The organism is Burkholderia torrens, assembly GCF_984668525.1.
On sequence record NZ_OZ480211.1, the window covers coordinates 2,358,985 to 2,384,644 of the forward strand.

The window sequence follows — 25,660 nt, forward strand, 5'->3', positions numbered from 1 at the left end:
GCTCAGTTCAGCTGAGCTTGCAGCAGCGAGATGATCCGCTGCGCGTCCGACGAGTTGTCGACCTGGCCATTCGCGCCGATCACCGCGACCTGCGTGCCGCTGGCGCCTTGCGCGCGCACGTTGACTAGGTATTCCTTGCCCGGCTTCGCCGCCGACGGGCCGCCGTAGAACAGCTTGCCGAACAGGCCGTCACGCTTGAGCTCTTCCATCGTATTCGCGTAGCGCACGGTGTACACGCCCTTCTCGCGGTCGCGATTGTCGACCGTGAAGTTGGTGCGGTCGAGCGCCAAGCCCACACGCAGCCACGCGCGATCGAACGACTCGGCCAGCTGCAGCGTCGCCGCGCCGCCGCTCGTGTCGCTGACCTGCGCCGGCGCCGTCGCGGAACGTGCGTCGGTCAGCAGCTGCTTCGCCTGCGCGTCGGTCAGGCCGAACTTCTGCATCAGCTTCGACAGGAACACGGCTTCGAGCACCGGGTTGCGCGGACGCTCTTCCCAACGCGACGACGTACCGCCCTGCGGGCCGACCATCATTTCCTCCATCGCGCTGTGCGTGATCGAGATGTCGGTGTTGCCGTCCGACGTGCGGTTCACGAGCGTGCGGAAGCGGTCGCGCGTGCCCGACGAGTAGGCGAAATCGATGACCTTGCCGATCGTGCGGCGGAACCAGTCGTCCGGGATATTCGCGCGGTTCTCGGCCCAGTCGGTCGCCATGATGCCGGTCGACGGCGCATCGGTCTTCAGCGAGAAGCCGTTCTCCTGCCAGAACTCCTTCAGGATCGGCCACAGCTGCTCGGGTGTCCGGCCATCGACGACGAGCCAGCGGCGATCGCCGTCGCGCTCGATATGCATGCCGAGCGGATCCTGCGCGCTCGGAATGCCGTCGGTCGCGTTGCCGGCCTGCGTCGTGACCCGCGGCGGCAGCGTGCCGAGCCCGGCGTTGCTCGGCGGCGCGACGAACTGCTGCGTCGTCGGCACCGGCTTCAGGTCGCTCGGCACGGCCAGCGGCGGCGCCGAACCGGTGTTCTTGTAGTTGACCCGGTCGGGGGCCAGGTAGTCGTTCAGCGTATCGCAGCCAGCGAGCGCGCCCAGCGCCAGCGCCACCACCGACAGCTGGATGGCGCGAGAGGAAATGGCGAAACGTTTCATGAAATCCTTCGTCTTGCTAGAACGCTCGTCAGGAGCGGCGCCGGACGGAGCCGGCCGGTGCGGGTTGATCAGGGGTCGAGCCGGCGGCCGCAGGACGCGGCCGCCTCGGCATCAGAGAACGCCGGCCTCGACGAGGGCCGAACGCACGGCATCGTGGCAGCGCTCGTCGAGCGCCGTGAGCGGCAACCGGATGCCGCCCTGCATCTTGCCCATCGCCTGCAGCGCCCACTTCACCGGGATCGGGTTCGCCTCGATGAACAGGTTCTTGTGCAGCGACAGCAGCTTCATGTGCAGCGCGCGGGCGGTCTGGACGTCACCGGCCAGCGCCGCGCGGCACAGGTCGCTCATGGCACGCGGTGCGACGTTCGCCGTCACCGAGATGTTGCCGTGGCCGCCGAGCAGCATCAGCGCGATCGCGGTCGGATCGTCGCCGCTGTAGATCGCGAATTGCTTCGGCGCGGCCTTGATCAGGTGCGCGGCGCGATCGATGTTGCCGGTCGCGTCCTTCACGCCGATGATGCCCGGCACTTCCGCGAGGCGCAGCGTCGTCTCGTTCGCCATGTCCGCGACCGTACGGCCCGGCACGTTGTACAGGATCACCGGCAGGTCGACCGCTTCGGCGATCGTCCGGAAGTGGCGATACATGCCTTCCTGCGTCGGCTTGTTGTAGTACGGCACGACCTGCAGCGTCGCGTCCGCGCCGACAGCCTTCGCGTGCTTCGTCAGCTCGATCGCCTCGGCGGTCGAGTTGCCGCCCGCGCCCGCGATGATCGGGATGCGTTTCGCCGCATGCTCGACCGCCGTGCGGATCATCAGGATGTGCTCTTCGACGTTGAGCGTTGCCGACTCGCCGCTCGTACCGACCACGACCAGCGCATCGGTGCCTTCCGCGATGTGCCAGTCGATCAGTTTGCGAAACGCCGGCAGGTCGAGACTGCCGTCTTCGAGCATCGGGGTGACGATCGCGGGGATGCTGCCGCGGATTTGAATGCCGTCTTGGGTGCCGTTAGCCATGAAACGCGATTGAATGTGTACCGGTAAACGTTGAGATTGTAGCGGATTAGCCGGGCAGTTCGTAACGTGGAATTCCCGCCCCCGCCTTCGGGGTCGCGCCCTCGCGCACCGCGCCAAGACGCTGGACGAACGCCTCGCGCGGCGCGGCGACGAAACCGTCCTCGTACGCAACCACCCGGAGGCGGCCGTGCACGGCGTCCAGCAGCTCGCCCGGGGCGAGCAGGAACGCGGGGTTGGACGGTTTGCCGACCGTTTCGTTTCCTTGCGCGAAGGTTTCGTAGATCAGCACGCCGCCCGGCGCCACTGCATCGAGCAGATGGGGCCAGAGCGGACGATGCAGGTAGTTCGTGACGATCACGGCCGCAAACTGCTCGCCGGCCGGCAGCGGCCACGGCGCGCCTTCGAGATCGGCCGCGCGGGCGTCGACGCCGGGAATCGCGCGCAATGCAGCCAGCGCGGCCGGATCGCGGTCGAGCGCGACGACCGGATGCCCGCGCGACGCGAACCAGCGCGCATGGCGGCCGCCGCCCGCGGCGACGTCGAGCACCGCGCCGCCGGCCGGCACGAGCCGCGACCGTTGCGCGACCCAGCGTGACGGCTCGGCCTGGGCGACGTGGCCGCCCGCGGCGGCGATGACGGATTCGCTCATGCGCGGGATCAGTTGTACGACAGGCCCATCGCGTCGCGCACGTCGCGCATCGTTTCCGTCGCGTACTTGCGCGCCTTGTCGCAACCGTCCGCGACGATCGCGCGCAGCAGCGACGGATCGTCCATGTACTTCTGCGCGCGCTCGAGCATCGGCTGCTGTTCGCGCAGGATGCCTTCGACGACCGGCTGCTTGCAGTCGAGGCAGCCGATGCCCGCCGAGCGGCAGCCCTTCTGCACCCACTCGTGCGTCGCTTCGTCCGTGTAGACCTGATGCAGCTGCCACACCGGGCACTTGTCCGGATCGCCCGGATCGGTGCGGCGTACGCGCGCGGGATCGGTCGGCATCGTGCGGACCTTCTTCGTGATCGTCTCGGCGTCTTCGCGCAGGCCGATCGTGTTGCCGTACGACTTGGACATCTTCTGCCCGTCGAGGCCCGGCATCCGCGATGCTTCGGTCAGCAACGCCTGCGGCTCGACCAGGATGATCTTGCGCGCGCCTTCGAGATAGCCGAACAGGCGCTCGCGGTCGCTCATCGACAGGCTCTGCGATTCCTGCAGCATGGCACGCGCCTGTTCGAGCGCCTCGTCGTCGCCCTCCTGCTGATACGCGTTGCGCAGCTCGTGATAGAGCTTCGCGCGCTTGCCGCCGAGCTTCTTCGCGGCCTCGAGCGCCTTCTCCTCGAAGCCGGGCTCACGGCCGTACAGATAGTTGAAGCGGCGCGCGATCTCGCGCGTCATCTCGACGTGCGGCACCTGATCCTCGCCGACCGGCACGAGCGAGCCGCGATACAGCAGGATGTCGGCCGCCATCAGCACCGGGTAGCCGAGGAAGCCGTAGGTGGACAGGTCCTTGTCCTTCAGCTTCTCCATCTGCTCCTTGTAGGTCGGCACGCGTTCGAGCCAGCCGAGCGGCGTGCTCATGCCGAGCAGCAGCGCGAGCTCCGCGTGCTCGGGCACCTTGCTCTGGATGAACAGCGTCGCCTGCGCCGGATCGATGCCCGATGCGAGCCAGTCGATCAGCACGTCCCACACGTTCTTCTCGATGACCTCGGGAGTCTCGTAGTGCGTCGTCAGCGCATGCCAGTCGACGACGCAGAAAAAGCACGGGTACTCGGACTGCAGCTTCACCCAGTTTTTCAGCACGCCGTGGTAGTGGCCGAGGTGCAGCGACCCGGTGGGTCGCATGCCGGAGAAAATACGTTCTGGGAACATGATTGTCGTTAGAAAAGCGAGGCGAATGGGGACAGGATGGCGCTCAGCACGGCGTAGCCGACGTTGACGAGCGGGCGCAGCCAGAAATTCGTCAGCACGCCCGTCGCGACCAGCGCGAGGACGATGATGAAACCGTACGGCTCGATGCGCGACAGCGCGATCGATTGCTTCGGCGGCAGCAGCGCCGCCAGGATGCGGCCGCCGTCGAGCGGCGGCAGCGGAAACAGGTTCAGCACGCCGAGCACGAGGTTCGCGCTGACGCCGGCAAACGCCATCCGCGTGAAGAACGGCTCGTCGACGCCGACGGCGGGCAGCACGAGGGTCAGCACGCCCCAGACCAGCGCCTGCGCGAAGTTGCAGGCCGGACCCGCGAGCGACACCCACAGGCTGCCCCAGCGCGGATTGCGCAGGTTGCCGAACGAAACCGGCACCGGCTTCGCATAGCCGAACAGGAACGCACCGCCCGTCAGGAAGTACATCACCAGCGGGATCGCGATCGTGCCGAGCGGATCGATGTGGCGCATCGGGTTGAACGACACGCGGCCCATCACGTAGGCGGTGTTGTCGCCGAGCAGGCGGGCGGCGTAGCCGTGCGCGGCCTCGTGCAGCGTGATCGCGAAGATCACGGGCAGCGCGTAGACGGCGATCGTCTGTATCAGGGAAGCATCCATATCGCGTTATTGTAACAAGCGCACTCGCGCAAAATTGAACGGCCCGCTCAGGCGGCCGAGAGGCCGAACGGTTCCAGCGCGCCGCGCCCCGCGCGCACGAGCTCCGGCTCGTCGCCGGTCAGGTCGATCACCGTCGACGGTTCGCGCGGGCACGCGCCGCCGTCGATCACGAGGTCGACCTGCTTCTCGAGCCGCGTGCGGATTTCCTCGGGATCGTTGAGCGGCTCGTCGTCCGGCGGCAGGATCAGCGTCGTGCCGAGCAGCGGCTGGCCGAGCGATTCCAGCAGCGCGAGCGTGATCGCATGGTCGGGCACGCGCAGCCCGATCGTCTTGCGCGACGGGTGCGACAGCCGGCGCGGCACTTCCTTCGTCGCCTGCAGGATGAACACGTAGGGGCCCGGCGTCACCGACTTGATCTGCCGGTACTGGCGGTTGTCGACCATCGCGAAGTTCGCGAGCTCCGACAGGTCGCGCACGAGCAGCGACAGGTGCTGCTTCTCGTCGAGGCCGCGAATCCGGCGCACGCGCTCGACCGCATCCTTGTCGTCGAGATGGCACGCGAGTGCATAGCTCGAATCGGTCGGCATCGCGATCACGCCGCCCTTGCTGACGATCTCCACGGCCTGCTTGATCAGGCGCGGCTGCGGATTATCCGGATGAATCCTGAAGAACTGGGACATGGGGGCACGTAAAGGGGGAGGAATCGGCAACGCACGGCGGCGCGGGCGGCGGTCGGCCGCCCGGCGTCAGAGCCAGCGTTCCCAGACCGGCGTGAGGTCGGACGGCAACGGCGGCAGGCTGCCGAGTTCGACGCGGCCCTCGCCCGGCGCATGGAAATCCGAGCCGCGCGACACTTCGAAGCCGAAGCGGCGCGCAACGTCCGCGTATTCGCGGTACTGGTCGGGCGTATGACTGCCCGTGATGACTTCGATCGCGCGGCCGCCCAGATCGATGAACTCGCCGAAGAACGCGTCGAATTCGACGGGCGTGTAGCGGTAGCGGCCCGGATGCGCGACCACGGCTTCGCCGCCCGCCGCGCGGATCCAGCCGACCGCGTCGGACAGCGACGCCCAGCGATGCGGGACGAAGCCGGGCTTGCCGTCGCCGAGCAGGCGGTCGAACACGTCGGACGTCGATTCGGCGTGGCCGTTCTCGACGAGAAAGCGCGCGAAATGCGTGCGCGAGATCAGGTCGGGATTCGACACGTACTTCAGCGCGCCGTCGTACGCGCCGGGAATGCCGAGCGTCGCGAGCTGCTCGCCGATCGCCACCGCGCGCGCCGCGCGGCCGTGGCGCGTGCGGTACAGGCCGTCGACCAGCGCCGGGTTCGCGGGATCGATGTTCAGGCCGACGATGTGCACGGTGCGCGACGCCCACGTGACCGAAATCTCGACGCCGCTCAGGTAGCGCATGCCGAGCGCTTCCGCCTCGCTGCGTGCCGCCGCCTGGCCGCCGATTTCATCGTGGTCGGTCAGCGCCCACAGGGTCACGCCGCCAGCATGCGCGCGGCGTGCGACGTCGGCAGGCGGCAGCAACCCGTCGGAAACATTGGAATGGCAGTGGAGATCGGCGTTCATCGTAGGCATGGCAGGTAAGGCTTCATTCTACTGCAATGCGGCAATTGCGCCGCCCGCCTGCCCTGCCGCCGGCGTCGCGCGCCTACGCGCAGAACGCCTCGATCAGCGCCGCGACCTGCTCGGGCTGGTCGTGATGCACCATGTGGCCGGCGTCCTCGACGAGCTTTTCGCGCCAGTCGGGGAACGCGTCGAAGCGCGCCTTGAATTCGGGCAGCGGGATGTCGCCGGCGATGTGCGCGAGCGTCGGCGAATTGACGGCTTCGACATGCAGCACCTTCGCCCGCACCTGCTTCCAGGTGGCCATCACTTCATCGAGCCGGTACAGCAGCGGGCCCGGCATCTTGTGCGCCGGATCGGCCAGCAGGTGGTAAAGGCCGTCGTCGCCGCGCTTCGACCAGTGCTCGGCGAGAAACGCGGCACGGCGCGGGGCGAGCCGCGGATTGGTCTTGATCAGGCGCGCCGCCACGTCGTCGAGGGACGCGTACGGCCGCAGCGCGGGCGGCTCGCGCAGTTCGTCCAGCCAGCCGCGCAGCCGGCGCGGCGCCTGCTCGGCATGCGCGGGCGCGAGCCCGAATCCTTCGAGGTCGACCACGCGCCGCACGCGCTCTGGCCGCGCGCCGGCGTACAGGCACACGACGTTCGCGCCCATGCTGTGGCCGACCAGGTTGACTTCGCCACCCGGCGCATAGTGGTCGACGAGTGCATCGAGGTCACCGAGGTATTCGTGGAACCAGTAGTGGCCGCCGCCCTGCCGCGCGACCGGCCAGTCGGACAGCCCGAAGCCGCGCGCATCGGGCGCGATCACCTGCCAGTCGCCCGCGAGCGCATCGACGACGAACTGGAACGACGCCGCGACGTCCATCCAGCCGTGCAGCATGAACAGCATCGGCGCATCGGGCCGGCCCCAGCGCCGCACATGCAGCTGGACGCCGCGCACCGTGACGAAATCGGAAACAGAACTCGAGGCACTCATTGCAGCCGCCAAAAAAGAATGGTCGTTCGATTATAGCGGCGACGCCCCCGTTCCGGCGGCCGGCAATCGAGGCTCCGCTCTAGCGGCGCGGGCATTCGAAGGCCGGCCGCGAATCCCCACGGGCCGGGTGCGCGGGGCGCCGGCGGCCGACCGGATACGGCCGGACGCGATCCGGCTAGTGCGCGGCGTTGCCGTCCGCCGCGTCCTGCGCGGCCAGTGCGTCGAGTTCGGCCTGCTCGAAGCCGGCGTCGCGCCGCGCATCGAAGTTGAACGGGCCGCGCAGCCGCGGCGCATGGTATTGCTCGGCGAGCTGCCGGTAGGTCGGCACCGGATCGCGGCCGGCTGCGTCGCACAGATGCCGGAACCAGCGGTTGCCGATCGCGACATGGCCGATCTCGTCGCGCAGGATCACGTCGAGGATCGCAGCCGACGCGTCGTCGCCCGCCTGCAGGAGCCGTGCGCGAATCGGCGGCGACGCGTCGAGCCCGCGCGCCTCCAGCGTGCGCGGCACGAGCGCCATGCGCGCCAGCACATCGCACTTGGTCCGCTCGCACATCTCCCACAGCCCGTTGTGCGCGGGAAAATCGCCGTACACGTGCCCGAATGCCGCGAGGCGGTCCGACAGCAGCGTGAAGTGATAGGCCTCCTCGGCCGCGACCTTCAGCCAGTCCGCATAGAACGCGTCCGGCATGCCGGCGAAACGCCAGACTGCGTCGAGCGCCAGGTTGATCGCGTTGAACTCGATATGGGCGAGCGCGTGCAGCAGCACGGCGCGCCCTTCGGGCGAACGCATGCTGCGCCGCTGGAGCTGGCGCGGCTCGACCAGCGGCGGCCGCGCCGGGTGCCCGGGCAGATCGGCCGGTTCGGGCAGCGCGAGCGACGGCATGATCGTGGCCTGCCCGGCCCGCAACGCCTCGTGCAGCGCGCGCACCTGCGCGGCCTTGGTCGCGGGTTCGGACACGCGCAGCGCGTCGAGCGCCGCGCTGCGCACACAGGCCGGCGCATTGCCGGAGGAAGAAGACGCCATGCTCATAAACGGGGACACCCTGCGTACGCGTCGCGGGAGCAGTTGCACGCGACGGTTTACAATATGCGATTGTTCCGCGGCGCCATGCGCCGGGCAACCGGACGCGCCATTCTACCGGCGCCCATCACCGAAGAGACAAGGAGACTCCGTGACGATCTACAAGCTGGGCGATACGGCCCCGACGATCCACGAAAGCGTATTCGTCGCCGATACGGCGGCCATCATCGGCAAGGTCGTGCTCGAGGAGAACGCGAGCGTATGGTTCGGCGCGACGATTCGCGGCGACAACGAAACGATCACCGTCGGCGCGGGCAGCAATGTCCAGGAAGGTGCGGTCCTGCATACGGATCCGGGCTTTCCGCTGACGATTGCCGAAAACGTGACGATCGGGCACCAGGCGATGCTGCATGGCTGCACGATCGGCGAAGATTCGCTGATCGGGATTCAGGCGGTGGTCTTGAATGGAGCGGTTATCGGCCGCAACTGTCTGGTCGGTGCCGGCGCGGTCGTGACGGAAGGCAAGACGTTCCCGGACAACTCGCTGATTCTCGGCGCGCCGGCGAAGGTCGTGCGCGAGCTGTCGGCGGAAGACATCGCGCGGCTGCGCGCAAACGCGAAGACGTATGTCGAGCGGCGTGCGCATTTCAAGGAGCAACTCGTGCGGATCGGGTGATTCGCACGGATTTCAAGGAAGAAGAGTGAGCGACCAGTTACAGAAATTCATGTTCAATGCGGCGCCCGTGCGCGGCGAGATCGTTTCGCTGCGCAATACGTGGCAGGAAGTGCTCGCCCGCCGCGACTACCCTGCCCCGGTGCGCACGGTACTCGGCGAGATGATGGCCGCGTGCGCGCTGCTGTCCGCGAACCTGAAATTTCACGGCACCCTGATCATGCAGATCTTCGGCGACGGGCCGGTCCAGATGCTGGTCGTCCAGTGCGGTTCGGATCTGTCGATGCGGGCCACCGCGAAATTCGCCGGCGACGCGGCGCAGACGATCGGCGACGACACGAGCTTCGCGTCGCTCGTCAACGCGAGCGGCCACGGCCGTTGCGTGATCACGCTCGACCCGGCCGACAAGCTGCCGGGCCAGCAGCCGTACCAGGGCATCGTGCCGCTGAACGGCGTCGACGGCCCGCTCGAATCGGTGTCGCAGGTGCTCGAGCACTACATGCACCACTCGGAGCAGCTCGACACGCGGCTGTGGCTCGCGGCCGATCGCGATCGCGCGGTCGGCATGCTGCTGCAGAAGCTGCCGGGCGACGGCGGCATCGTGCCGCGCAACGCCGAAACCGATATCGACACGTGGGAGCGCGTCTGCACGCTCGGCGGCACGTTGTCGGCGAAGGAGCTGCTCGAGGTCGAACCGGAAGTCGTGTTCCGCCGGCTGTTCTGGCAGGAAAACGTGCAGCACTTCGAACCGGCCGGCACGCGCTTCCAGTGCTCGTGCTCGCGTGAGAAGGTCGGCGCGATGCTGCGCATGCTCGGTCGCGAAGAAGTCGACAGCGTGATCGTCGAACGCGGCCACGTCGAGATCCACTGCGAGTTCTGCAACCAGCGCTACGAATTCGATCCCGTCGACGTCGCGCAATTGTTCGCGGCGCCCGGCGTCGAAACCGGCATCGCGCCGGCAACCGACCAGCGTCACTGAGCGGCGTGCTCGTGCCCGCCGTCCGGGCACGGGCGCATAATGACGCACGAGCGCCGCACGCACGGCTCAGGCGCCGGAGGCCCGGCCTTCGGCGCACGCCGCTTCCCGCCGTCGGCGCGCTGCAGGAGAAACACATGAATCGCCTCCGCCCGTTTCGCCCCCTCATCCTGACGAGCGTCGCCGCCGGCACGCTCGCGCTCGCCGGCTGCGCGATGCCGCCGCCGACTTCCACGATCCTGAGCCGCCTGCCCGAGCCGGGCGCGTCGAGCGGCCAGCCGCCCGCACTGTCGAGCGCCGAACGCAAGCGCTACGACGAGATCGACCGGCAGGTCCTGCGCGAGCAGAACAGCGCCATCGCGGCCGAGGCCGCCGCGCGCGCATGGGCGTACTACTCGCCGCCGCCCGTGACGGTCTACGGCGGCTACTACGGCGGATGGGGAAATCGCTGGGGAACGGGTGTCAGCTACGGCTACCCGGGCTGGTGGTGGTAAGCGGTCGATCGATTGACGACTGGCAGGAAATAAAAAAGCGCGGCATTTCCCGCGCTTTTTCAATGGGTCCGACGTATCGCGATCAGTGATGCGCGGCCTTGCCCTTGTCGCCGCCATGATGCCGCGACGGCTTCGCGATCGACTGCGGATTCGGCACGACACGCACCGGCGCCGCGGAGACGGTACCGCGCGTCGACGTGTTCGACGGCGTGTTGTTCAGCGGCCCTGCAGGTGCATTCGGCGACACGAACTGCACGAATACTTCGCCGTCCTTCACCATGCCCATCTCGTAGCGCGCACGCTCCTCGATGGCCGCGGTGCCGCTCTGCAGATCCTGCACTTCGCCGGCCGTGCGCTCGTTGCGCAGCTTCTCGTCCGCATTCTTCTGGAGCTGGTCGTCGAGCTGCTGACGCAATTCATGCACCCGCAGCCAGCCGCCGTGTCCCCACCATAGGGGGTACTGAATGAGCGCCAGCAAGGCAATCAGGACGACAGTGACAAGCCGCATGTAAGAGACGCAGATATAAGAAGCGCCGCTCCGCGCACATGCACAGAGCGGCGTCGAGATGACGAACCCGATAGTAGCGCGTTAGCGCAGGTTATAGAAAGCCGATTTACCCGGGTAGCTTGCGATGTCGCCGAGATCTTCCTCGATGCGCAGCAGCTGGTTGTACTTCGAGATGCGGTCGCTGCGCGACAGCGAACCCGTCTTGATCTGACCGGCGTTCAGGCCGACCGCGATGTCCGCGATCGTCGAATCTTCCGTTTCGCCCGAACGGTGCGAGATCACGGCCGTGTAGCCTGCGCGCTTCGCCATTTCGATCGCCGCGAACGTTTCGGTCAGCGTACCAATCTGGTTGATCTTGATGAGGATCGAGTTCGCGATGCCCTTCTCGATGCCTTCCTTCAGGATGCGCGTGTTCGTGACGAACAGGTCGTCGCCGACCAGCTGCACCTTCTTGCCGAGGCGGTCGGTCAGCAGCTTCCAGCCTTCCCAGTCGCTTTCGTGCATGCCGTCCTCGATCGACACGATCGGGAACTTGTCGGCGAGCGTCGCGAGGTAATCGGTGAATTCTGCCGACGACAGTTGCAGGCCTTCGCCCGCGAGCTGGTACTTGCCGTCGTGGTAGAACTCGGATGCCGCGCAGTCGAGCGCGAGCAGCACGTCTTCGCCCGCACGGTAACCGGCCTTCTCGATCGCCTGCAGGATCGTCGACAGGCACTCGTCGTTGCTGCCGAAGTTCGGTGCGAAACCGCCTTCGTCGCCGACTGCCGTGCTCATGCCGCGGTCGCTCAGGATCTTCTTCAGCGCGTGGAACACTTCCGCGCCGCAACGCAGGGCTTCACGGAACGTCGGCTGGCTGACCGGGACGATCATGAATTCCTGGATGTCGAGGCTGTTGTTCGCGTGCGCGCCGCCGTTGACGATGTTCATCATCGGCACCGGCAGTTGCATCGCACCCGAACCGCCGAAGTAGCGGTACAGCGGCAGGCCTGCCTCTTCGGCAGCCGCCTTCGCGACAGCCATCGACACGGCCAGCATCGCGTTCGCGCCGAGGCGCGACTTGTTGTCGGTGCCGTCCAGCTCGAGCAGCGTCTTGTCGAGGAACGCCTGTTCCGACGCGTCGAGGCCCATGATGGCTTCGGAGATTTCGGTGTTGATGTGCTCGACTGCCTTCAGCACGCCCTTGCCGTTGTAGCGGCCGGCTTCGCCGTCGCGCAGTTCGATCGCTTCACGCGAGCCGGTGGACGCGCCCGACGGCACCGCCGCGCGGCCCATCGTGCCCGATTCGAGCAGCACGTCGCATTCGACGGTGGGGTTGCCGCGCGAATCCAGAATCTCGCGGCCGATGATATCTACGATGGCACTCATGGGTTTCCTCTGAGAATGACGATGGATTCTTCAAACTGCGACGGCGCGCGCGCCGGAACCGCTTTCGCTACAGACGCGCGAAGCCGTCGCAAGGTTCATTCGATCTTTAATTGAAATCGTTTTCCAGGAACGGATTGCGCTTCACCGCCTGGTCGAGCGTGACGAGCGTCTCCAGCAGCGCACCCATCCGGTTCAGCGGCACCGCGTTCGGGCCGTCCGACTTCGCTTCCGCGGGATTCGGGTGCGTTTCCATGAAGAGGCCCGCGACGCCCGTCGCGACCGCCGCACGCGCGAGCACCGGCACGAATTCGCGCTGGCCGCCCGAGCTCGTGCCCTGCCCGCCCGGCAGCTGCACCGAGTGGGTCGCGTCGAACACGACCGGCGCGTTCGTCTCGCGCATGATCGCGAGCGAGCGCATGTCCGACACAAGATTGTTGTAGCCGAACGAGACGCCGCGCTCGCACGCCATGAAGCGGTCTTCCGACAGCCCCGCCTCACGTGCCGCGTCACGCGCCTTGTCGATCACGTTCTTCATGTCGTGCGGCGCGAGAAACTGGCCCTTCTTGATGTTGACGGGCTTGCCCGAGCGCGCGCACGCGTGGATGAAGTCGGTCTGGCGGCACAGGAACGCCGGCGTCTGCAGCACGTCGACGACCGACGCGACCTGCTCGATCTCGTCGATCGAATGCACGTCGGTCAGCACCGGCAGGCTGAGCTGGCGCTTCACCTCGGACAGGATCCGCAGGCCTTCGTCCATTCCGAGGCCGCGGAACGACTTGCCCGAGCTGCGGTTCGCCTTGTCGTAGGACGACTTGTAGATGAACGGAACGTTCAGCTTCTCGCAGATCTCCTTCAGGCGGCCTGCCGTGTCGATCGTCATTTGCTCCGATTCGACGACGCAGGTACCCGCGATCAGGAAGAAAGGCTTGTCGAGACCGACCTCGAAATCGCACAGCTTCATGCTTTACACTCCGCGCGCTTGCTTGTTGGCGAGCGCGGCTTCGACGAACGACTTGAAGAGGGGATGACCGTCACGCGGCGTGGACGTGAATTCCGGGTGGAACTGGACACCGACGAACCACGGGTGCATCGAGCGCGGCAGCTCCATCATTTCCGGCAGATCCTCGCTCGGGGTACGGGCGCTGATGATAAGGCCGCCGGCTTCGAGCTGGGGCACGAAGCGGTTATTGACTTCATAACGGTGGCGATGGCGCTCGTTCACGTCCTTGCCGTAGATTTCTTCCGCCATCGTGCCCGGCTTGATCGGGCAGCGCTGCGAACCGAGGCGCATCGTGCCGCCGAGGTCGGATTCCTCGGTGCGCGTCTCGACCTTGCCGTCGCGGTCGTACCACTCGGTGATCAGCGCGACCACGCGCTCCGGCGTGTCCGGCTCGAATTCCGTGCTGTTCGCCTGCTTCAGGCCGACGACGTCGCGCGCGAATTCGATCACCGCGAGCTGCATGCCGAGGCAGATGCCGAGATACGGCACCTTCGCTTCACGGGCGTACTGGATCGCCTTGATCTTGCCTTCCGTGCCGCGACGGCCGAAACCGCCCGGCACCAGCACGGCGTCGAGATGCTTCAGGCTGTCGACACCGTTCGCCTCGATCTCTTCCGAGTCGATGTACTCGATGTTGACCTTGGTCGACGTGTGCAGCGATGCGTGGCGCAGCGCCTCGATCAGCGACTTGTACGACTCGGTCAGGTCGACGTACTTGCCGACCATGCCGATCGTCACTTCGTGCTCCGGGTTCTCGAGCTTCTCGACGAGCGCCGACCACATGCTCAGGTCGGCGTCCTTCGGCGACAGCTTCAGTTCCTCGCAGATGATGCGGTCGAGGCCCTGGTCGTGCAGCATCTGCGGAATCTTGTAGATGCTGTCGGCGTCCCACACCGAGATCACGGCGTCTTCCGGCACGTTCGAGAACATCGAGATCTTCTTCGATTCGTCGTCGGGGATGCGGCGGTCGGCACGGCACAGCAGCACGTGCGGCAGGATGCCGATTTCGCGCAGCTTCTGCACGCTGTGCTGGGTCGGCTTCGTCTTCAGCTCGCCCGCCGTCGCGACGTACGGCACCAGCGTCAGGTGCACGAAGCACGCGCTGTTGCGGCCGAGGCGCAGGCTCATCTGGCGTGCCGCCTCGAGGAACGGCAGCGACTCGATGTCGCCGACCGTGCCGCCGATCTCGACGATCGCGACGTCCGGCTCGCCGCAGGTGGCCGACGCGGCCCCGCGCTCGATGAACGCCTGGATTTCGTTCGTGATGTGCGGGATGACCTGCACGGTCTTGCCGAGATAGTCGCCGCGGCGTTCCTTGCGGATCACCGATTCGTAGATCTGGCCGGTCGTGAAGTTGTTGGCCTTGCGCATCTTCGTGCTGATGAAGCGCTCATAGTGGCCGAGGTCGAGGTCGGTCTCCGCTCCGTCTTCCGTCACGAACACTTCGCCGTGCTGGAACGGGCTCATCGTGCCGGGGTCGACGTTGATGTACGGATCGAGTTTGAGGAGGGTGACTTTCAGACCGCGCGATTCAAGGATCGCGGCGAGGGAAGCGGCGGCAATACCCTTGCCAAGGGAAGAAACTACGCCGCCGGTGACGAAAACATATTTGGTCATCGCTGGATGCTCGCGGGAAAAACGGATTATACCGTAAAGCCCGCCCTTCTCTCAGCAATTGGCGTGATGATCGCGCCCTTTCGCACCGCCCCGCGCCAACCGTGCGCGCCGGGGCGAACCGGCCGGCCGGTCGACGCGCGGCGGCCGCGCCGGGCACGGCGCGGGTGACCGCGCGGCGTGTCAGGCGCGCTTCGCGAGCGGAACGCCGCCCTGCGACGCGCCGCCCTCCTCCGCCTTCAGCGTATTCAGCATCCGCTGCAATGCGCGGGCGGTCTCGAGCGGCCGCTCCATGGGGAACAGGTGGCTGCCTTCCAGCCATTCGACACGGCCGCGCGCCGCCCGCCGCGTCGCATCGAGCCCGACCTGCCGCACCTCGCGCGAACGCGTGCCGGCGAGGAAGCCGAGCGGCACCGGCGCGCCGTGCGCGAGCCGCGGGCCGAGCGTGTGCGGCAGCGTCCGGTAGATCAGGTACTCGACCTGCCGGTCGAACGCGAGCGCCCGCTCGCCGTCGGCGCCGGCCTGCGGAATCCCGTAGTCGATGTAGTCGGCCAGCATCCGTTCGTCCCAGCGCGCGAACGCCGGTTTCTCGCGGAAGTGCCGCCAGACTTCGTCGCGGCTCACCCAGCGCGTGCGCCGGTTGCGCGTCGCGGCGGCCGGCGACAGCCGCTCGTCGAGCCCTGCCCACTGGCTCGCGCGCAACGCGCCGGCACGCCAGCCCGCGATGATCGGCGAATCGATCATCACGACGCCACGCACCCATTGCGGCTTCTTCAGCGCGGCCATCAGCGACAGGTAGCCGCCGAGCGAATGGCCGACGAGCCACACCGGGCGCTCGTAGCGGCTGCCGATGTCGTCGAGCAGCTGCTCGACGAGGTGCGGCCAGTCGCGCGTCACCGGGTAGCGACGGTCGTGGCCGATCCGCTCGATGTAGCGCAGCTCGTAGTCGTCGGCCAGTTCGGCGAAGATCGTCCGGTACGTCGACGCCGGGAAGCCGTTCGCATGCGAGAAGTGGAGGATGTCCTTCAAACGCCGATGTCTCCTGGTTCTGCCAGGGCCGTGCTTCGGCATGTTCCGCCGGCCCCGGGTGTGCTTTGCCGATACGGCGGCCCCGCGCCGCGCTCACCGGTCCATCCAGTACCGGCGCTGCTCGTCGCGATAACGCCTGAATGCGAACCCGCCATCGGCCGGCGCGACGTCGAATCGAATAGCGCCGTCGCGATCGGTGCGCGGCAGCGGAATCCCGCGCGCCTCGTAGCGGGCGAGCACGCTCCGGTGCGGATGCCCGAAACGATTGCGATAGCCTACAGGAAATACCGCGACGCGCGGCCCGACCGAATCGAGGAAAGGCTCGACCGACGACGTGCGGCTGCCGTGGTGCGCCACGACCAGGATCTGCGCGGCCAGCGCATCGCGCGCATCGGCCACCAGCCGGCGCTCGGCGGCGGCCTCGATGTCGCCCGTCAGCAGTGCCGACGTGCCGCCCGCGTCGATGCGCAGCACACACGATTGTCCGTTCGACGAACCCGTGCCCACCCCGCCCGGCGGCCACAGCATCGTGAAGACGACACCGTCCCAGGTCCACCGCTGCCCGGCCGCACAAGGCAGCCGATCGGCCACGCCGGCCGCCTGCGCATCGCGCCACAGGCGGTGCCGCGGCGCAATGCCGGCCAGCAGCTGGCGCACGTCGGCCGCCGCATAGACGGCCGGTGCGCCGCCCGCATGATCGGCGTCCGCGTGGCTGAGCACGAGCGAATCGATCGTCGCGATGCCGCGCGCGCGCAGCACCGGCGCAACGATCCGCGTACCCGCATGGGTCGATTCCGCGCCCGGCCCCGCGTCGAACAGCAGCGTTCGGCGTGCGGTTTCGACCAGCACCGAAGCGCCCTGCCCGACGTCGAGCACGGTCAGCCGGAAACCGCCCGGCGGCGGCGCGTCGGGCGCCGGCGCGACGAGCGGCAGCCACGTGAGCGGCGCCGCCCAGCGCAACGGCCAGCCGCGCGGCATCAACGCCCACACGACACCCACGCAGGCCAGCGCGAGCACCGGCCAGTCCGGCATGCGCAGCCAGAACACGCCGGCCGGCCAATCGGCGAGGTGTCCGAGCAACGTCATCATCGGGCCGAGCGCCGCGTGGGCGAGCCGGAACGCAAGGGCATCGAACGGTGCGGGCAACGCGATGCCGGCCAGCACGACCGGCGTCACGACCGAGCTGACCCACGGAATCGCGAACGCATTGCCGAACGGGCCCGACAGCGAAATCTGCGCGAACCATGCGGCCGTGAGCGGCGCGAGGCCGATCGTCACCGCGTACTGCACGCGTGTGGCTTCGGCAATGCGGCGGCCGGCGCGCCTGCCCCACGCGCGCAACCGGCTCGACAGGCCGGCCGCGCCGCCGTCCTCGTCGCCTTCCGCGTCCGCCTCGCGCACCGCGCGCCAGCCGGCGACGGCCAGCAGGATCACGGCGACAGCACCGAACGACAGCCAGAAGCCGGCCGACAGCACGGCCCACGGATCGGCGAGCAGCACGCCGCCGAGCGCCGCGCACAGCACCGCGGAGGTCGGCACGCTGCGTCCGGCCAGATACGCGATGCCGCCGCCCGCAATCATCCACCACGCGCGCTGCGCCGGCACGTTGAAACCGGCGAGCGCCGCATAGCCGGCCGCGGCCGCCAGGGCGGCAAGCGCGGCCGCGTACGGCGCGGGCAACACGAGCGTCGCGGCCCGCGCGCGCCAGCGCAGCCGGCGCCAGACCATCGACACGAGCCCGCCCGCGATCGCGCCGACCAGCCCGACATGCAAGCCGGAAATCGCGACCAGGTGGCTCGTGCCGGTGTTGCGCAGGACGCGCCAGTCGTCGTCGCCGATGCCCGACTGGTCGCCGATCGCCAGCGCGGCGACGATGCCGCGATGCGCGGCATCGATACCGAGCGTCTCGCCGATGCGCATCCGCAACGTATCGCGCAGCCGATCGATCGTCGCGCGCCATCCCGAGGTGCGCGCATCGAGCAATGCCGCCCGCCGCGGCGCGCTGACATAGCCGATTGCACGGATGCCCGCGGCGAGCCACGCGGCCTCGCTGTCGCGCACACCGGGATTGGCCTCCGCATGCGGGCGCTTCAGGCGCACGACGAAGCGCCAGCGCTGTGCGGCACGCAGATCAGGAAGCGCATCGCGTGTCGCGGCTGCGCCATACGCGCGCCACGACAACCGGATCAACGGCGGAAAACGGGCCAGCCCCGCATCGTTCGACTCGACCGCGAACAGCAGCCGCGCGCCGCTCTCGTCGACGACCGGCAGCCCCCTGATCACGCCGGTGACGACGATGTCGCGCCCTTCCCATTCAGCAGGCAAGCTGTCGCTCAACCGCCATTCGGCCCGGGCAGCGGCGTAGCCGAACCCCGCGACGCCGGCCGCGAGCGCGCACAGCACCCATCCGAGTGCGGCCATCGTATGCGTGCGCCGACCGCGCATGCACCATGCGCCCAGCGCCGCGCAGCCAGCGAGCACGGTTGCCCCGATCGTCCATGCGATCGCACCCGGCAACGCCGCCTGCCGCTGCAGCACGACGACGCCGAGCGCGAACGCGATCCACCTCACGCGCATCGCGCCTCCTCGTCGACCCGGCGCCGCGATGACGAATGCGGCGCCTTCCGGCAACGATTATGCGGACGAAAGTGCGAGTCGCGGCAGCGCGGCGAGCGCGTTAGCCGAAGTGCATAGGGACACTGTGCCGGCATCGAGCCCGCGCAATTCGGCGAGCACGTCGCCGATGCGCGGCACCTGGTCGGGCGTGTTGCGGGACTTGTACGCCCATTCGGGCGCGATGTCGGGTGCGTCGGTCTCGACGACGAGCGCGTCGAGCGGCAACTCCGCAGCGAGCCGGCGAATCTGCAGCGCGCGAGCGAACGTCACGTTGCCGCCGAAACCGAGATGCAGCCCCTGCGCGAGATACGCGTCGGCCTGCTGGAAACTGCCGTTGAACGCGTGCGCGATGCCGCGCCGCACGCCGAAACGGCGCAGCCCGGCGAGCACGCGGTCCTGCGACTTGCGCACGTGGCACAGCACGGGCAGGTCGAATTCGCGCGCCAGCTTGAGCTGCCCCTGGTAGAAGAATTGCTGCCGGCCTTCGTCGAGCCCCGGCACGAAGTAGTCGAGGCCGATCTCGCCGATCGCGACGAAGCGCGGATCCTCGAGGCTCGCCTCGATCTCCATGCGCAGCCGGTCGAGATCCTCGTCGCGCGCCTGCGGTGTATACATCGGGTGAATGCCGAGCGCGTAGACCGCGCCCGGCGTGCGTTGCGCGAGTTCGCGCACCGTCGTGAAGTTGTCGCGCCCGATGCTCGGGATCACGATGCGCGACACGCCGGCCGCGCGCGCCGCATGCGCGACCGCGTCGCGGTCGGCGTCGAACTCGGCAGCATCGAGATGGCAGTGCGTATCGATCCACATGGCGGCAGTCCTGCGCCCTTGCGCCGCGCCGGGACGAACCCGGCAGCAGCCCGAACGCGTTCGCTTCTTACACCGGCAGCGCCGGCTCCTCGTGCAGCACGCCGTCGCGCAGCCGCATGATGCGGTCGCAGCGCGCGGCGAGATCGGGATCGTGCGTGACGATCACGAAGCTCGTTTCGAGCGTCTCGGACAGTTCGAGCATCAGGTTGAACACCGTGTCGGCCGTCGTGCCGTCGAGGTTGCCGGTCGGCTCGTCGGCGAGCACGCACGCGGGCTTCGTGACCAGCGCACGCGCGATCGCGACGCGCTGCCGTTCGCCGCCCGACAGCTCGCCCGGCCGGTGCTTCGCCCGCGGGCCGAGACCGACGCGCTCGAGCATCGCCTGCGCCTGCTCGCGCGCGTCCTCGGTCGTCATCCGTCGGATGCGCAGCGGCATCGCGACGTTGTCGAGCGCCGTGAATTCGGGCAGCAGGTGATGGAACTGATAGACGAAACCGAGCGCGCGGTTGCGCAATTCGTTGCGCTCGCGCTCGGCGAGTTGCGTAAACGGCTTGCCGAGCAGCGACACCTCGCCCGCGCTCGGCTCGTCGAGCCCGCCGAGCACGTGCAGCAGCGTGCTCTTGCCGGAACCCGACGCGCCGACGACCGCGAGCTTCTCGCCGCGCCGCACCGTCAGCTCGGTGTTGTTGAGCACCTGCACGTTGAAGCCGCCCTGCACGAACGCCTTCGTGATCCCGCGCGCCTGAAGCACGTATTGCTGCATACCAGCCGAATCCTGTCTGTTGTGTTGTCGTGAATCCGCGAATGCGGTCGCGCGGTCATTCATAGCGGAGCGCCTCCGCCGGCTTCACCTTCGCGCCGCGCCAGCTCGGATAGAGCGTCGCGACGGCCGACAGCGCGAACGCGATCAGCCCGATCCGGATCACGTCGCTCGCGACGAGTTCGGACGGCAGCTCGCTGATGAAGTACACCGACGGCGGCAGGAACTGCACGCCGAACAGGTGCTCGATCATCGGGATCAGCCACGGGATGCTCCACGCGATCAGGCAGCCGAGCGCGACGCCGGACGCGGTGCCGACGAAGCCGATCGTCACGCCCTGCACGACGAAGATCTTCATGATCGACCCCGGCTGCGCGCCGAGCGTGCGCAGGATCGCGATGTCGGCCTGCTTGTTGGTCACCGTCATCACGAGCGACGACACGAGATTGAACGCGGCCACCGCGATGATCAGCGTGAGGATGATGAACATCATCCGCTTCTCGATCTGCACGGCCGAGAACCAGGTCTTGTTCTGCTGGGTCCAGTCGCGGATATACAGGCTGCCCGACAGCGTGTGCGACAGCTCGACCGCGACCTGCGGCGCCTTCTGCATGTCGGTGAGCCGCAGCCGCACGCCGGTCGGCGCGGCCATCCGGAACAGCGCCTCGGCGTCGCGGATGTTGATCATCGCGAGCGTGCTGTCGTATTCGTAGTGACCCGATTCGAACACGCCGACAACCGTGAACTGCTTCAGGCGCGGCATCATGCCGGCCGGCGTGATCGAGCCTTCGGGTGCAACGAGCGTGACCTTGTCGCCGACCGTCACGCCGAGGTTGCCGGCGAGCGCATCGCCGAGCACGATGCCGAACTGGCCCGGCACGAGCGCGCCGAGCTGGCCGGCCTTCATGTCCTTGCCGATGTCGGACACCTGCGGCTCGAGCGTCGGCTCGACGCCGCGCAGCATCACGCCGCTCACCGCGTCCTGGCGCGTGAGCAGCGCCTGCGCGTCGACGTACGGCGCCGCGCCGATCACCGACGGGTTGCGGCGCGCTTCCTGCGCGGTCAGCTGCCAGTCGGGCATCGAGCCCGTCGGCGAGAACACCTCGACGTGCGCGAGCACCGACAGCATGCGATCGCGCACTTCCTTCTGGAAGCCGTTCATCACCGACAGCACGACGATCAGCGCCGCGACGCCGAGTGCGATCCCGAGCATCGACACGAGCGCGATGAAGGAGATGAAGCCGTTGCCGGTCGTGCGTTTGCCGGCGCGCGTGTAGCGCCAGCCGATCTGCCATTCGTACGGAAGTTTCAAGCGAATCCTTTCTGCTGGTTACGGCGTGGAGGCGCCCCGCGGCCGGCCCGCCGCCCGGCGGCGGCCATCGGCCCGGGCACGGTCGAAAAACGGCCGCCGGACGCGAACGGGCCGTCAGCCGGCCCGATCACGCGCGCAGTTTGCCATACAATGCGCACCATCATGCACGACCGACGCCTCCATTTTCTCGTTCCGTTCGCGCTGCCGTCGGCGGCCGATGCGGCCTCGTCCCTGCACACGCTGGACAGCCCCGCGCTCGAAAAGTTGCTCGCCCGCGCCAGCCTCGTCGAGCGCGTGGCCGGCGAGGACTTCCAGCGCACACTGCCGCACGAGCGCTGGCTGGCCCGCCAGTTCGGCGCGACGCAGGGCAACGCCGCGGACGAGGCGCCGCTCGCGCCCTACATGTTGCTGGCGGACGGCGGCGACCCCGGCCCGCACGCGTGGGCGTGCGTCGAGCCCGTGCACGTCGAAATCGCGCACGATCACCTGGTGCTCGTCGATCCGGCCGCCCTCGCGCTCGACGACGGCGACGCGGCCGCGCTGCTCGCGGTTGCACGCCCGCTGATCGAGGAGCTCGGCGTGCGGCTCGAAGCGCCGAATCCGGCACGCTGGTACCTGTCGAGCAACCAGCTCGCACGCCTCGCCGGCGCCGCGCCGCTGCGCGCGAGCGGCCGCAACATCGAGATCTGGCTGCCGCACGAGGCCCACACCGGCGAACGCTCGCGGATGTGGATGAAGCTGCAGAACGAGGTGCAGATGGCGTGGTTCCAGCACCCGGTCAACGAAGCCCGCGAAGCGCGCGGGCTGCCGGCCGTCAATTCGATCTGGTTCCATGCCCAGGGCACGCTGAAGCCGGTCGGCAAGCCGTTCGCGCGCGTGCTGTCCGCATCGCCCGCCGCGCTGGGCCTCGCGCGCGCCGCGCAGACCGAAGCCGGCGGCACGCCCGCGACGTTCGGCGCGCTGCCGGCCGCCGACGGCGCGACGCTCGTCGAGCTGCCGGAGCTGACCACCGCGTTCATCGAACAGGACTGGGCGCGCTGGCACGACGAGCTCGCCGCGCTCGAGCGCGACTGGTTCGCACCGGCCCTCGCCGCACTGCAGAACAGCGCGCTTTCGAGCGTCGCTGTCACGCTGTGCGGCGACACGAGTTCCGTGACGCTGCACGCGACGCGCGGCGACCTGCGCAAATTCTGGCGCCGCCGCGCGCTCGCCTCCCTGTTCGAATAACCCAGCCAACGCGTATGACCCGGATCGTTACCCGCCCCGTCGCGCCCGCCGACGCCGAAGTGCTCGCGCGCCACGGCCTGCACCCCGTCCTCGCGCGCCTGTACGCGTCGCGCGGCGTGCAGTCGCCCGCCGACATCGAAACCGCGCTCGCGCGTCTCGTCCCTCCGACCGAGCTGAAGGGCTGCGCCGATGCGGCGTCGCTGCTCGCCGACGCGATCGCCGACAAGCGGCGCCTGCTCGTCGTCGCCGACTACGACTGCGACGGCGCGACCGCGTGCGCGGTCGCGGTGCGCGGCCTGCGGATGTTCGGCGCGCAGATCGACTACCTGGTGCCGAACCGCTTCGAATACGGCTACGGGCTCACGCCCGAGATCGTCGAGCTCGCGGCCGCGCGCAAGCCCGACCTGCTGATCACCGTCGACAACGGGATCGCGAGCGTCGCGGGCGTCGAAGCCGCGAACGCACGCGGCATCGACGTGCTCGTGACCGACCACCACCTGCCCGGCGACGCGCTGCCCGCCGCCCGCGCGATCGTCAACCCGAACCAGCCCGGCTGCGCGTTCCCGAGCAAGCACCTCGCCGGCGTCGGCGTGATGTTCTACGTGCTGCTCGCGCTGCGCGCCGAACTGCGCCGCCGCGGCGTGTTCGCGAGCAGGGAAGCCGAACCGCGCCTCGACGGGCTGCTCGACCTCGTCGCGCTCGGCACCGTCGCCGACGTCGTGCGGCTCGACGGCAACAATCGCGTGCTCGTCGCGCAGGGGCTGCAGCGCATCCGCAACGGCCGCATGCAACCGGGCGTCGCGGCACTGTTCCGCGCCGCCGCGCGCGAAGCGCGCACCGCGTCGGGCTTCGACCTCGGCTTCGGCCTCGGCCCGCGCCTGAATGCCGCCGGCCGGCTGTCCGACATGTCGCTCGGCATCGAGTGCCTGATCACCGACGACATCGGCCGCGCGTGGGACCTCGCGCAGCAGCTCGACGTGATGAACCGCGAGCGTCGCGAGATCGAGGCCGGCATGCAGCAGCAGGCGCTCGCCGATCTCGCCGACGTCGACCCGGCCGACGCGTGCACGATCACGCTGTTCAACCCCGAGTGGCACCAGGGCGTGATCGGCATCGTCGCCGGCCGGCTCAAGGAAAAATTCCACCGTCCGTCGTTCACGTTCGCGCACGCCGACGAAGAAGGCAAGCGGGTCAAGGGATCGGGCCGGTCGATCGCCGGCTTCCACCTGCGCGACGCACTCGACCTCGTGTCGAAGCGCGAACCGGACCTGATCGTCGCATTCGGCGGCCACGCGATGGCGGCCGGCCTCACGCTCGACACCGAGAACGTGCCGCGCTTCGCGGCCGCGTTCGAGGCCGTCGCGCTCGAATGGCTGTCCGACGACGCGCTCGCCCGCGTGATCGAGACCGACGGCGAGCTCGAGGACGCGTACTTCACACCGCAGTTCGTCGGCCTGCTCGACGAAGCCGTGTGGGGGCAAGGCTTTCCGGCCCCGCTTTTCTCGGGCGAATTCGACGTCGTGTCGCAGTCGCTCGTGAAGGAGAAGCACCTGAAACTGCAGCTCGCACGCGGCCGCCAGCGCTTCAATGCGATCTGGTTCAACCACACCGAACCGCTGCCCGAGAGCGCGCTGGTCGCGTACCGGCTCGTCGCCGATACCTGGAACGGCGTCACGCGCGTCCAGCTGATCGTCGAGCACGCGGCCGGCTGAGCGCAGGCCGCACGGCCCGCTGCCGTGCGCGCCCGTGCATGCACGCCGCGCCGGACGGGGCCGCGGCACGTATGCGCGCACCGTTTGCGTCACCGGGTAAGTTTGCCGATCGGCTATAATTCCGCTTTTTTACGAAGCAAGAATAGCGAACGATCATGGAAGCGGAACGTCTCAACGCGATCGAAAGCTCCCTGCTCGACCTGCGCAATCGCGCGGGCGAGCTTCGGGGGTATCTTTGACTACGACGCCAAAGCTGCGCGTCTGACCGAAGTCAACAAGGAACTCGAAGACCCGAACGTCTGGAACGATTCGAAGAACGCCCAGGCGCTCGGTCGCGAGAAGAAGCTGCTCGAAGGCGTCGTCACGACGCTCACCGCGCTCGACGGCGACCTGCGCGACGCGCTCGACCTGTTCGAGCTGGCCCGCGAGGAAGGTGACGAGGACACGCTCCTCGCGTCGGAAGAAGACGCCGCGAAGCTCGAGGCGCGCGTCGGCGACATCGAGTTCCGCCGGATGTTCTCGAACCCGGCCGACCCGAACAACTGCTTCATCGACATCCAGGCCGGCGCCGGCGGCACCGAGGCGTGCGACTGGGCATCGATGCTGCTGCGCCAGTACCTGCGCTACTGCGAGCGCAAGGGCTTCAAGGCCGAAGTGCTCGAAGAGTCCGACGGCGACGTCGCCGGCATCAAGAACGCGACGGTCAAGGTCACGGGCGAATACGCGTACGGCTTCCTGCGTACCGAGACGGGCATCCACCGCCTCGTGCGCAAGTCGCCGTTCGACTCGTCGGGCGGCCGTCACACGTCGTTCTCGTCGGTGTTCGTCTATCCGGAAATCGACGACTCGATCGAAGTCGAGATCAACCCGGCCGACCTGCGCATCGACACGTACCGCGCATCGGGCGCGGGCGGCCAGCACATCAACAAGACCGACTCCGCGGTGCGGATCACGCACATGCCGACCGGTATCGTCGTGCAGTGCCAGAACGACCGCTCGCAGCACCGCAACCGTGCCGAAGCGATGGCGATGCTGAAGTCGCGCCTGTACGAAGTCGAGATGCGCAAGCGCCAGGCCGAACAGGACAAGCTCGAATCGAGCAAGACCGATGTGGGCTGGGGCCACCAGATCCGCTCGTACGTGCTCGACCAGAGCCGCGTGAAGGACCTGCGTACGAACGTCGAAATGAGCAACACGCGTGCGGTGCTCGACGGCGATCTCGACGACTTCATCAGCGCGAGCCTCAAACAGGGCGTGTAAGCGCCGCGGCGCGGCCTGGCCCGCGCCGCCCTTCCCGTTT

General features: G+C 68.3%; 24 protein-coding genes. 6 read left to right on the forward strand and 18 right to left on the reverse strand.

The window, feature by feature from the left end:
- Window positions 1-2: 2 nt before the first annotated feature.
- From bamC to AC5LXX_RS10920, 9 genes are all read right to left on the reverse strand, one after another.
- Window positions 3-1,148, reverse strand: coding sequence for an NlpB/DapX family lipoprotein (gene bamC / locus AC5LXX_RS10880; RefSeq protein ID WP_124455432.1), 1,146 nt, complete (start codon window positions 1,146-1,148; stop codon window positions 3-5).
- A 111-nt stretch (window positions 1,149-1,259) separates the two neighbouring features.
- Window positions 1,260-2,162 (reverse strand): 4-hydroxy-tetrahydrodipicolinate synthase, encoded by a 903-nt coding sequence (gene dapA / locus AC5LXX_RS10885; RefSeq protein WP_493409478.1) that lies wholly within the window; start codon window positions 2,160-2,162, stop codon window positions 1,260-1,262.
- Between the two features lie 46 nt (window positions 2,163-2,208).
- The gene (locus tag AC5LXX_RS10890; RefSeq protein WP_493409479.1) at window positions 2,209-2,811 is read right to left on the reverse strand and encodes a class I SAM-dependent methyltransferase; all 603 of its coding nucleotides are present in this window, start codon (window positions 2,809-2,811) and stop codon (window positions 2,209-2,211) included.
- 8 nt (window positions 2,812-2,819) lie between these two features.
- Entirely contained in the window at window positions 2,820-4,022 is a 1,203-nt protein-coding gene (locus AC5LXX_RS10895) for a tryptophan--tRNA ligase (protein WP_006487046.1), read from the reverse strand.
- Window positions 4,023-4,030: 8 nt separating this feature from the next.
- Window positions 4,031-4,693: a site-2 protease family protein gene (locus AC5LXX_RS10900; protein WP_124455435.1), complete on the reverse strand. Its 663-nt coding sequence runs from the start codon at window positions 4,691-4,693 to the stop codon at window positions 4,031-4,033.
- 47 nt (window positions 4,694-4,740) lie between these two features.
- A complete protein-coding gene (locus tag AC5LXX_RS10905; protein WP_069744852.1) occupies window positions 4,741-5,373 on the reverse strand; it encodes an L-threonylcarbamoyladenylate synthase in 633 nt (210 codons plus the stop codon).
- Window positions 5,374-5,439: 66 nt separating this feature from the next.
- A complete protein-coding gene (locus tag AC5LXX_RS10910) occupies window positions 5,440-6,270 on the reverse strand; it encodes a 3',5'-nucleoside bisphosphate phosphatase (protein WP_185658232.1) in 831 nt (276 codons plus the stop codon).
- A gap of 82 nt (window positions 6,271-6,352) precedes the next feature.
- The gene (locus AC5LXX_RS10915) at window positions 6,353-7,243 is read right to left on the reverse strand and encodes an alpha/beta fold hydrolase (RefSeq protein WP_493409480.1); all 891 of its coding nucleotides are present in this window, start codon (window positions 7,241-7,243) and stop codon (window positions 6,353-6,355) included.
- 175 nt (window positions 7,244-7,418) lie between these two features.
- Window positions 7,419-8,276 (reverse strand): ferritin-like domain-containing protein, encoded by an 858-nt coding sequence (locus tag AC5LXX_RS10920; protein ID WP_493411119.1) that lies wholly within the window; start codon window positions 8,274-8,276, stop codon window positions 7,419-7,421.
- A 142-nt stretch (window positions 8,277-8,418) separates the two neighbouring features.
- Between AC5LXX_RS10920 and AC5LXX_RS10925 the strand changes: the two genes are divergently transcribed.
- From AC5LXX_RS10925 to AC5LXX_RS10935, 3 genes are all read left to right on the forward strand, one after another.
- Entirely contained in the window at window positions 8,419-8,943 is a 525-nt protein-coding gene (locus AC5LXX_RS10925) for a gamma carbonic anhydrase family protein (RefSeq protein ID WP_124455439.1), read from the forward strand.
- A 25-nt stretch (window positions 8,944-8,968) separates the two neighbouring features.
- Window positions 8,969-9,919: an Hsp33 family molecular chaperone HslO gene (gene hslO, locus AC5LXX_RS10930; protein ID WP_034188925.1), complete on the forward strand. Its 951-nt coding sequence runs from the start codon at window positions 8,969-8,971 to the stop codon at window positions 9,917-9,919.
- A gap of 134 nt (window positions 9,920-10,053) precedes the next feature.
- Window positions 10,054-10,410: a hypothetical protein gene (locus tag AC5LXX_RS10935; RefSeq protein WP_493409481.1), complete on the forward strand. Its 357-nt coding sequence runs from the start codon at window positions 10,054-10,056 to the stop codon at window positions 10,408-10,410.
- 82 nt (window positions 10,411-10,492) lie between these two features.
- Here the strand turns inward: AC5LXX_RS10935 and ftsB are convergent, their stop codons facing one another.
- The 9 genes from ftsB to AC5LXX_RS10980 all read right to left on the reverse strand — a co-directional run bounded on the left by ftsB (window position 10,493) and on the right by AC5LXX_RS10980 (window position 21,421).
- The gene (gene ftsB / locus AC5LXX_RS10940) at window positions 10,493-10,918 is read right to left on the reverse strand and encodes a cell division protein FtsB (RefSeq protein ID WP_027784847.1); all 426 of its coding nucleotides are present in this window, start codon (window positions 10,916-10,918) and stop codon (window positions 10,493-10,495) included.
- Window positions 10,919-10,999: 81 nt separating this feature from the next.
- A complete protein-coding gene (gene eno, locus AC5LXX_RS10945; RefSeq protein WP_011352544.1) occupies window positions 11,000-12,283 on the reverse strand; it encodes a phosphopyruvate hydratase in 1,284 nt (427 codons plus the stop codon).
- A gap of 106 nt (window positions 12,284-12,389) precedes the next feature.
- The gene (kdsA, locus tag AC5LXX_RS10950; protein ID WP_493409482.1) at window positions 12,390-13,244 is read right to left on the reverse strand and encodes a 3-deoxy-8-phosphooctulonate synthase; all 855 of its coding nucleotides are present in this window, start codon (window positions 13,242-13,244) and stop codon (window positions 12,390-12,392) included.
- A 3-nt stretch (window positions 13,245-13,247) separates the two neighbouring features.
- Window positions 13,248-14,900: a CTP synthase gene (gene pyrG / locus AC5LXX_RS10955; protein ID WP_493409483.1), complete on the reverse strand. Its 1,653-nt coding sequence runs from the start codon at window positions 14,898-14,900 to the stop codon at window positions 13,248-13,250.
- 180 nt (window positions 14,901-15,080) lie between these two features.
- The gene (locus AC5LXX_RS10960; RefSeq protein WP_493409484.1) at window positions 15,081-15,926 is read right to left on the reverse strand and encodes an alpha/beta fold hydrolase; all 846 of its coding nucleotides are present in this window, start codon (window positions 15,924-15,926) and stop codon (window positions 15,081-15,083) included.
- A 93-nt stretch (window positions 15,927-16,019) separates the two neighbouring features.
- Window positions 16,020-18,503, reverse strand: a complete 2,484-nt coding sequence (locus AC5LXX_RS10965) for a DNA internalization-related competence protein ComEC/Rec2 (RefSeq protein ID WP_493409485.1) — start codon at window positions 18,501-18,503, stop codon at window positions 16,020-16,022.
- Window positions 18,504-18,560: 57 nt separating this feature from the next.
- Window positions 18,561-19,349 carry a TatD family hydrolase gene (locus tag AC5LXX_RS10970; protein WP_493409486.1) on the reverse strand — a complete coding sequence of 263 codons (789 nt, stop codon included), beginning with the start codon at window positions 19,347-19,349 and terminating at the stop codon, window positions 18,561-18,563.
- A 67-nt stretch (window positions 19,350-19,416) separates the two neighbouring features.
- A complete protein-coding gene (gene lolD, locus AC5LXX_RS10975) occupies window positions 19,417-20,175 on the reverse strand; it encodes a lipoprotein-releasing ABC transporter ATP-binding protein LolD (RefSeq protein ID WP_493409487.1) in 759 nt (252 codons plus the stop codon).
- A complete protein-coding gene (locus AC5LXX_RS10980) occupies window positions 20,168-21,421 on the reverse strand; it encodes a lipoprotein-releasing ABC transporter permease subunit (protein WP_493409488.1) in 1,254 nt (417 codons plus the stop codon). The genes lolD and AC5LXX_RS10980 overlap by 8 nt, the downstream gene beginning before the upstream one ends.
- 162 nt (window positions 21,422-21,583) lie before the next feature.
- On the opposite strand from AC5LXX_RS10980, the gene AC5LXX_RS10985 reads away from it, so the two are divergent.
- The 3 genes from AC5LXX_RS10985 (at window position 21,584) to prfB (ending at window position 25,620) form a co-directional block, all read left to right on the forward strand.
- The gene (locus AC5LXX_RS10985; RefSeq protein ID WP_493409489.1) at window positions 21,584-22,648 is read left to right on the forward strand and encodes a regulator; all 1,065 of its coding nucleotides are present in this window, start codon (window positions 21,584-21,586) and stop codon (window positions 22,646-22,648) included.
- Window positions 22,649-22,662: 14 nt separating this feature from the next.
- Window positions 22,663-24,360 (forward strand): single-stranded-DNA-specific exonuclease RecJ, encoded by a 1,698-nt coding sequence (gene recJ / locus AC5LXX_RS10990; RefSeq protein WP_493409490.1) that lies wholly within the window; start codon window positions 22,663-22,665, stop codon window positions 24,358-24,360.
- 155 nt (window positions 24,361-24,515) lie between these two features.
- A protein-coding gene (gene prfB, locus AC5LXX_RS10995; RefSeq protein ID WP_124455448.1) for a peptide chain release factor 2 occupies window positions 24,516-25,620 on the forward strand; the annotation gives its coding sequence in 2 pieces (ribosomal slippage) (window positions 24,516-24,596 and window positions 24,598-25,620; 1,104 coding nt in all).
- Window positions 25,621-25,660: the final 40 nt, after the last annotated feature.

What these genes read in the sequence shown, in the direction of transcription:
- bamC (WP_124455432.1), bottom strand. Translation starts at nt 1,148, where the DNA reads ATGAAACGTTTCGCCATTTCCTCTCGCGCCATCCAGCTGTCGGTGGTG.
- dapA (WP_493409478.1), bottom strand. Translation starts at nt 2,162, where the DNA reads ATGGCTAACGGCACCCAAGACGGCATTCAAATCCGCGGCAGCATCCCC.
- AC5LXX_RS10890 (WP_493409479.1), bottom strand. Translation starts at nt 2,811, where the DNA reads ATGAGCGAATCCGTCATCGCCGCCGCGGGCGGCCACGTCGCCCAGGCC.
- AC5LXX_RS10895 (WP_006487046.1), bottom strand. Translation starts at nt 4,022, where the DNA reads ATGTTCCCAGAACGTATTTTCTCCGGCATGCGACCCACCGGGTCGCTG.
- AC5LXX_RS10900 (WP_124455435.1), bottom strand. Translation starts at nt 4,693, where the DNA reads ATGGATGCTTCCCTGATACAGACGATCGCCGTCTACGCGCTGCCCGTG.
- AC5LXX_RS10905 (WP_069744852.1), bottom strand. Translation starts at nt 5,373, where the DNA reads ATGTCCCAGTTCTTCAGGATTCATCCGGATAATCCGCAGCCGCGCCTG.
- AC5LXX_RS10910 (WP_185658232.1), bottom strand. Translation starts at nt 6,270, where the DNA reads ATGAACGCCGATCTCCACTGCCATTCCAATGTTTCCGACGGGTTGCTG.
- AC5LXX_RS10915 (WP_493409480.1), bottom strand. Translation starts at nt 7,243, where the DNA reads ATGAGTGCCTCGAGTTCTGTTTCCGATTTCGTCACGGTGCGCGGCGTC.
- AC5LXX_RS10920 (WP_493411119.1), bottom strand. Translation starts at nt 8,276, where the DNA reads ATGAGCATGGCGTCTTCTTCCTCCGGCAATGCGCCGGCCTGTGTGCGC.
- AC5LXX_RS10935 (WP_493409481.1), top strand. Translation starts at nt 10,054, where the DNA reads ATGAATCGCCTCCGCCCGTTTCGCCCCCTCATCCTGACGAGCGTCGCC.
- ftsB (WP_027784847.1), bottom strand. Translation starts at nt 10,918, where the DNA reads ATGCGGCTTGTCACTGTCGTCCTGATTGCCTTGCTGGCGCTCATTCAG.
- eno (WP_011352544.1), bottom strand. Translation starts at nt 12,283, where the DNA reads ATGAGTGCCATCGTAGATATCATCGGCCGCGAGATTCTGGATTCGCGC.
- kdsA (WP_493409482.1), bottom strand. Translation starts at nt 13,244, where the DNA reads ATGAAGCTGTGCGATTTCGAGGTCGGTCTCGACAAGCCTTTCTTCCTG.
- pyrG (WP_493409483.1), bottom strand. Translation starts at nt 14,900, where the DNA reads ATGACCAAATATGTTTTCGTCACCGGCGGCGTAGTTTCTTCCCTTGGC.
- AC5LXX_RS10965 (WP_493409485.1), bottom strand. Translation starts at nt 18,503, where the DNA reads ATGCGCGTGAGGTGGATCGCGTTCGCGCTCGGCGTCGTCGTGCTGCAG.
- AC5LXX_RS10970 (WP_493409486.1), bottom strand. Translation starts at nt 19,349, where the DNA reads ATGTGGATCGATACGCACTGCCATCTCGATGCTGCCGAGTTCGACGCC.
- lolD (WP_493409487.1), bottom strand. Translation starts at nt 20,175, where the DNA reads ATGAATGACCGCGCGACCGCATTCGCGGATTCACGACAACACAACAGA.
- AC5LXX_RS10985 (WP_493409489.1), top strand. Translation starts at nt 21,584, where the DNA reads ATGCACGACCGACGCCTCCATTTTCTCGTTCCGTTCGCGCTGCCGTCG.
- recJ (WP_493409490.1), top strand. Translation starts at nt 22,663, where the DNA reads ATGACCCGGATCGTTACCCGCCCCGTCGCGCCCGCCGACGCCGAAGTG.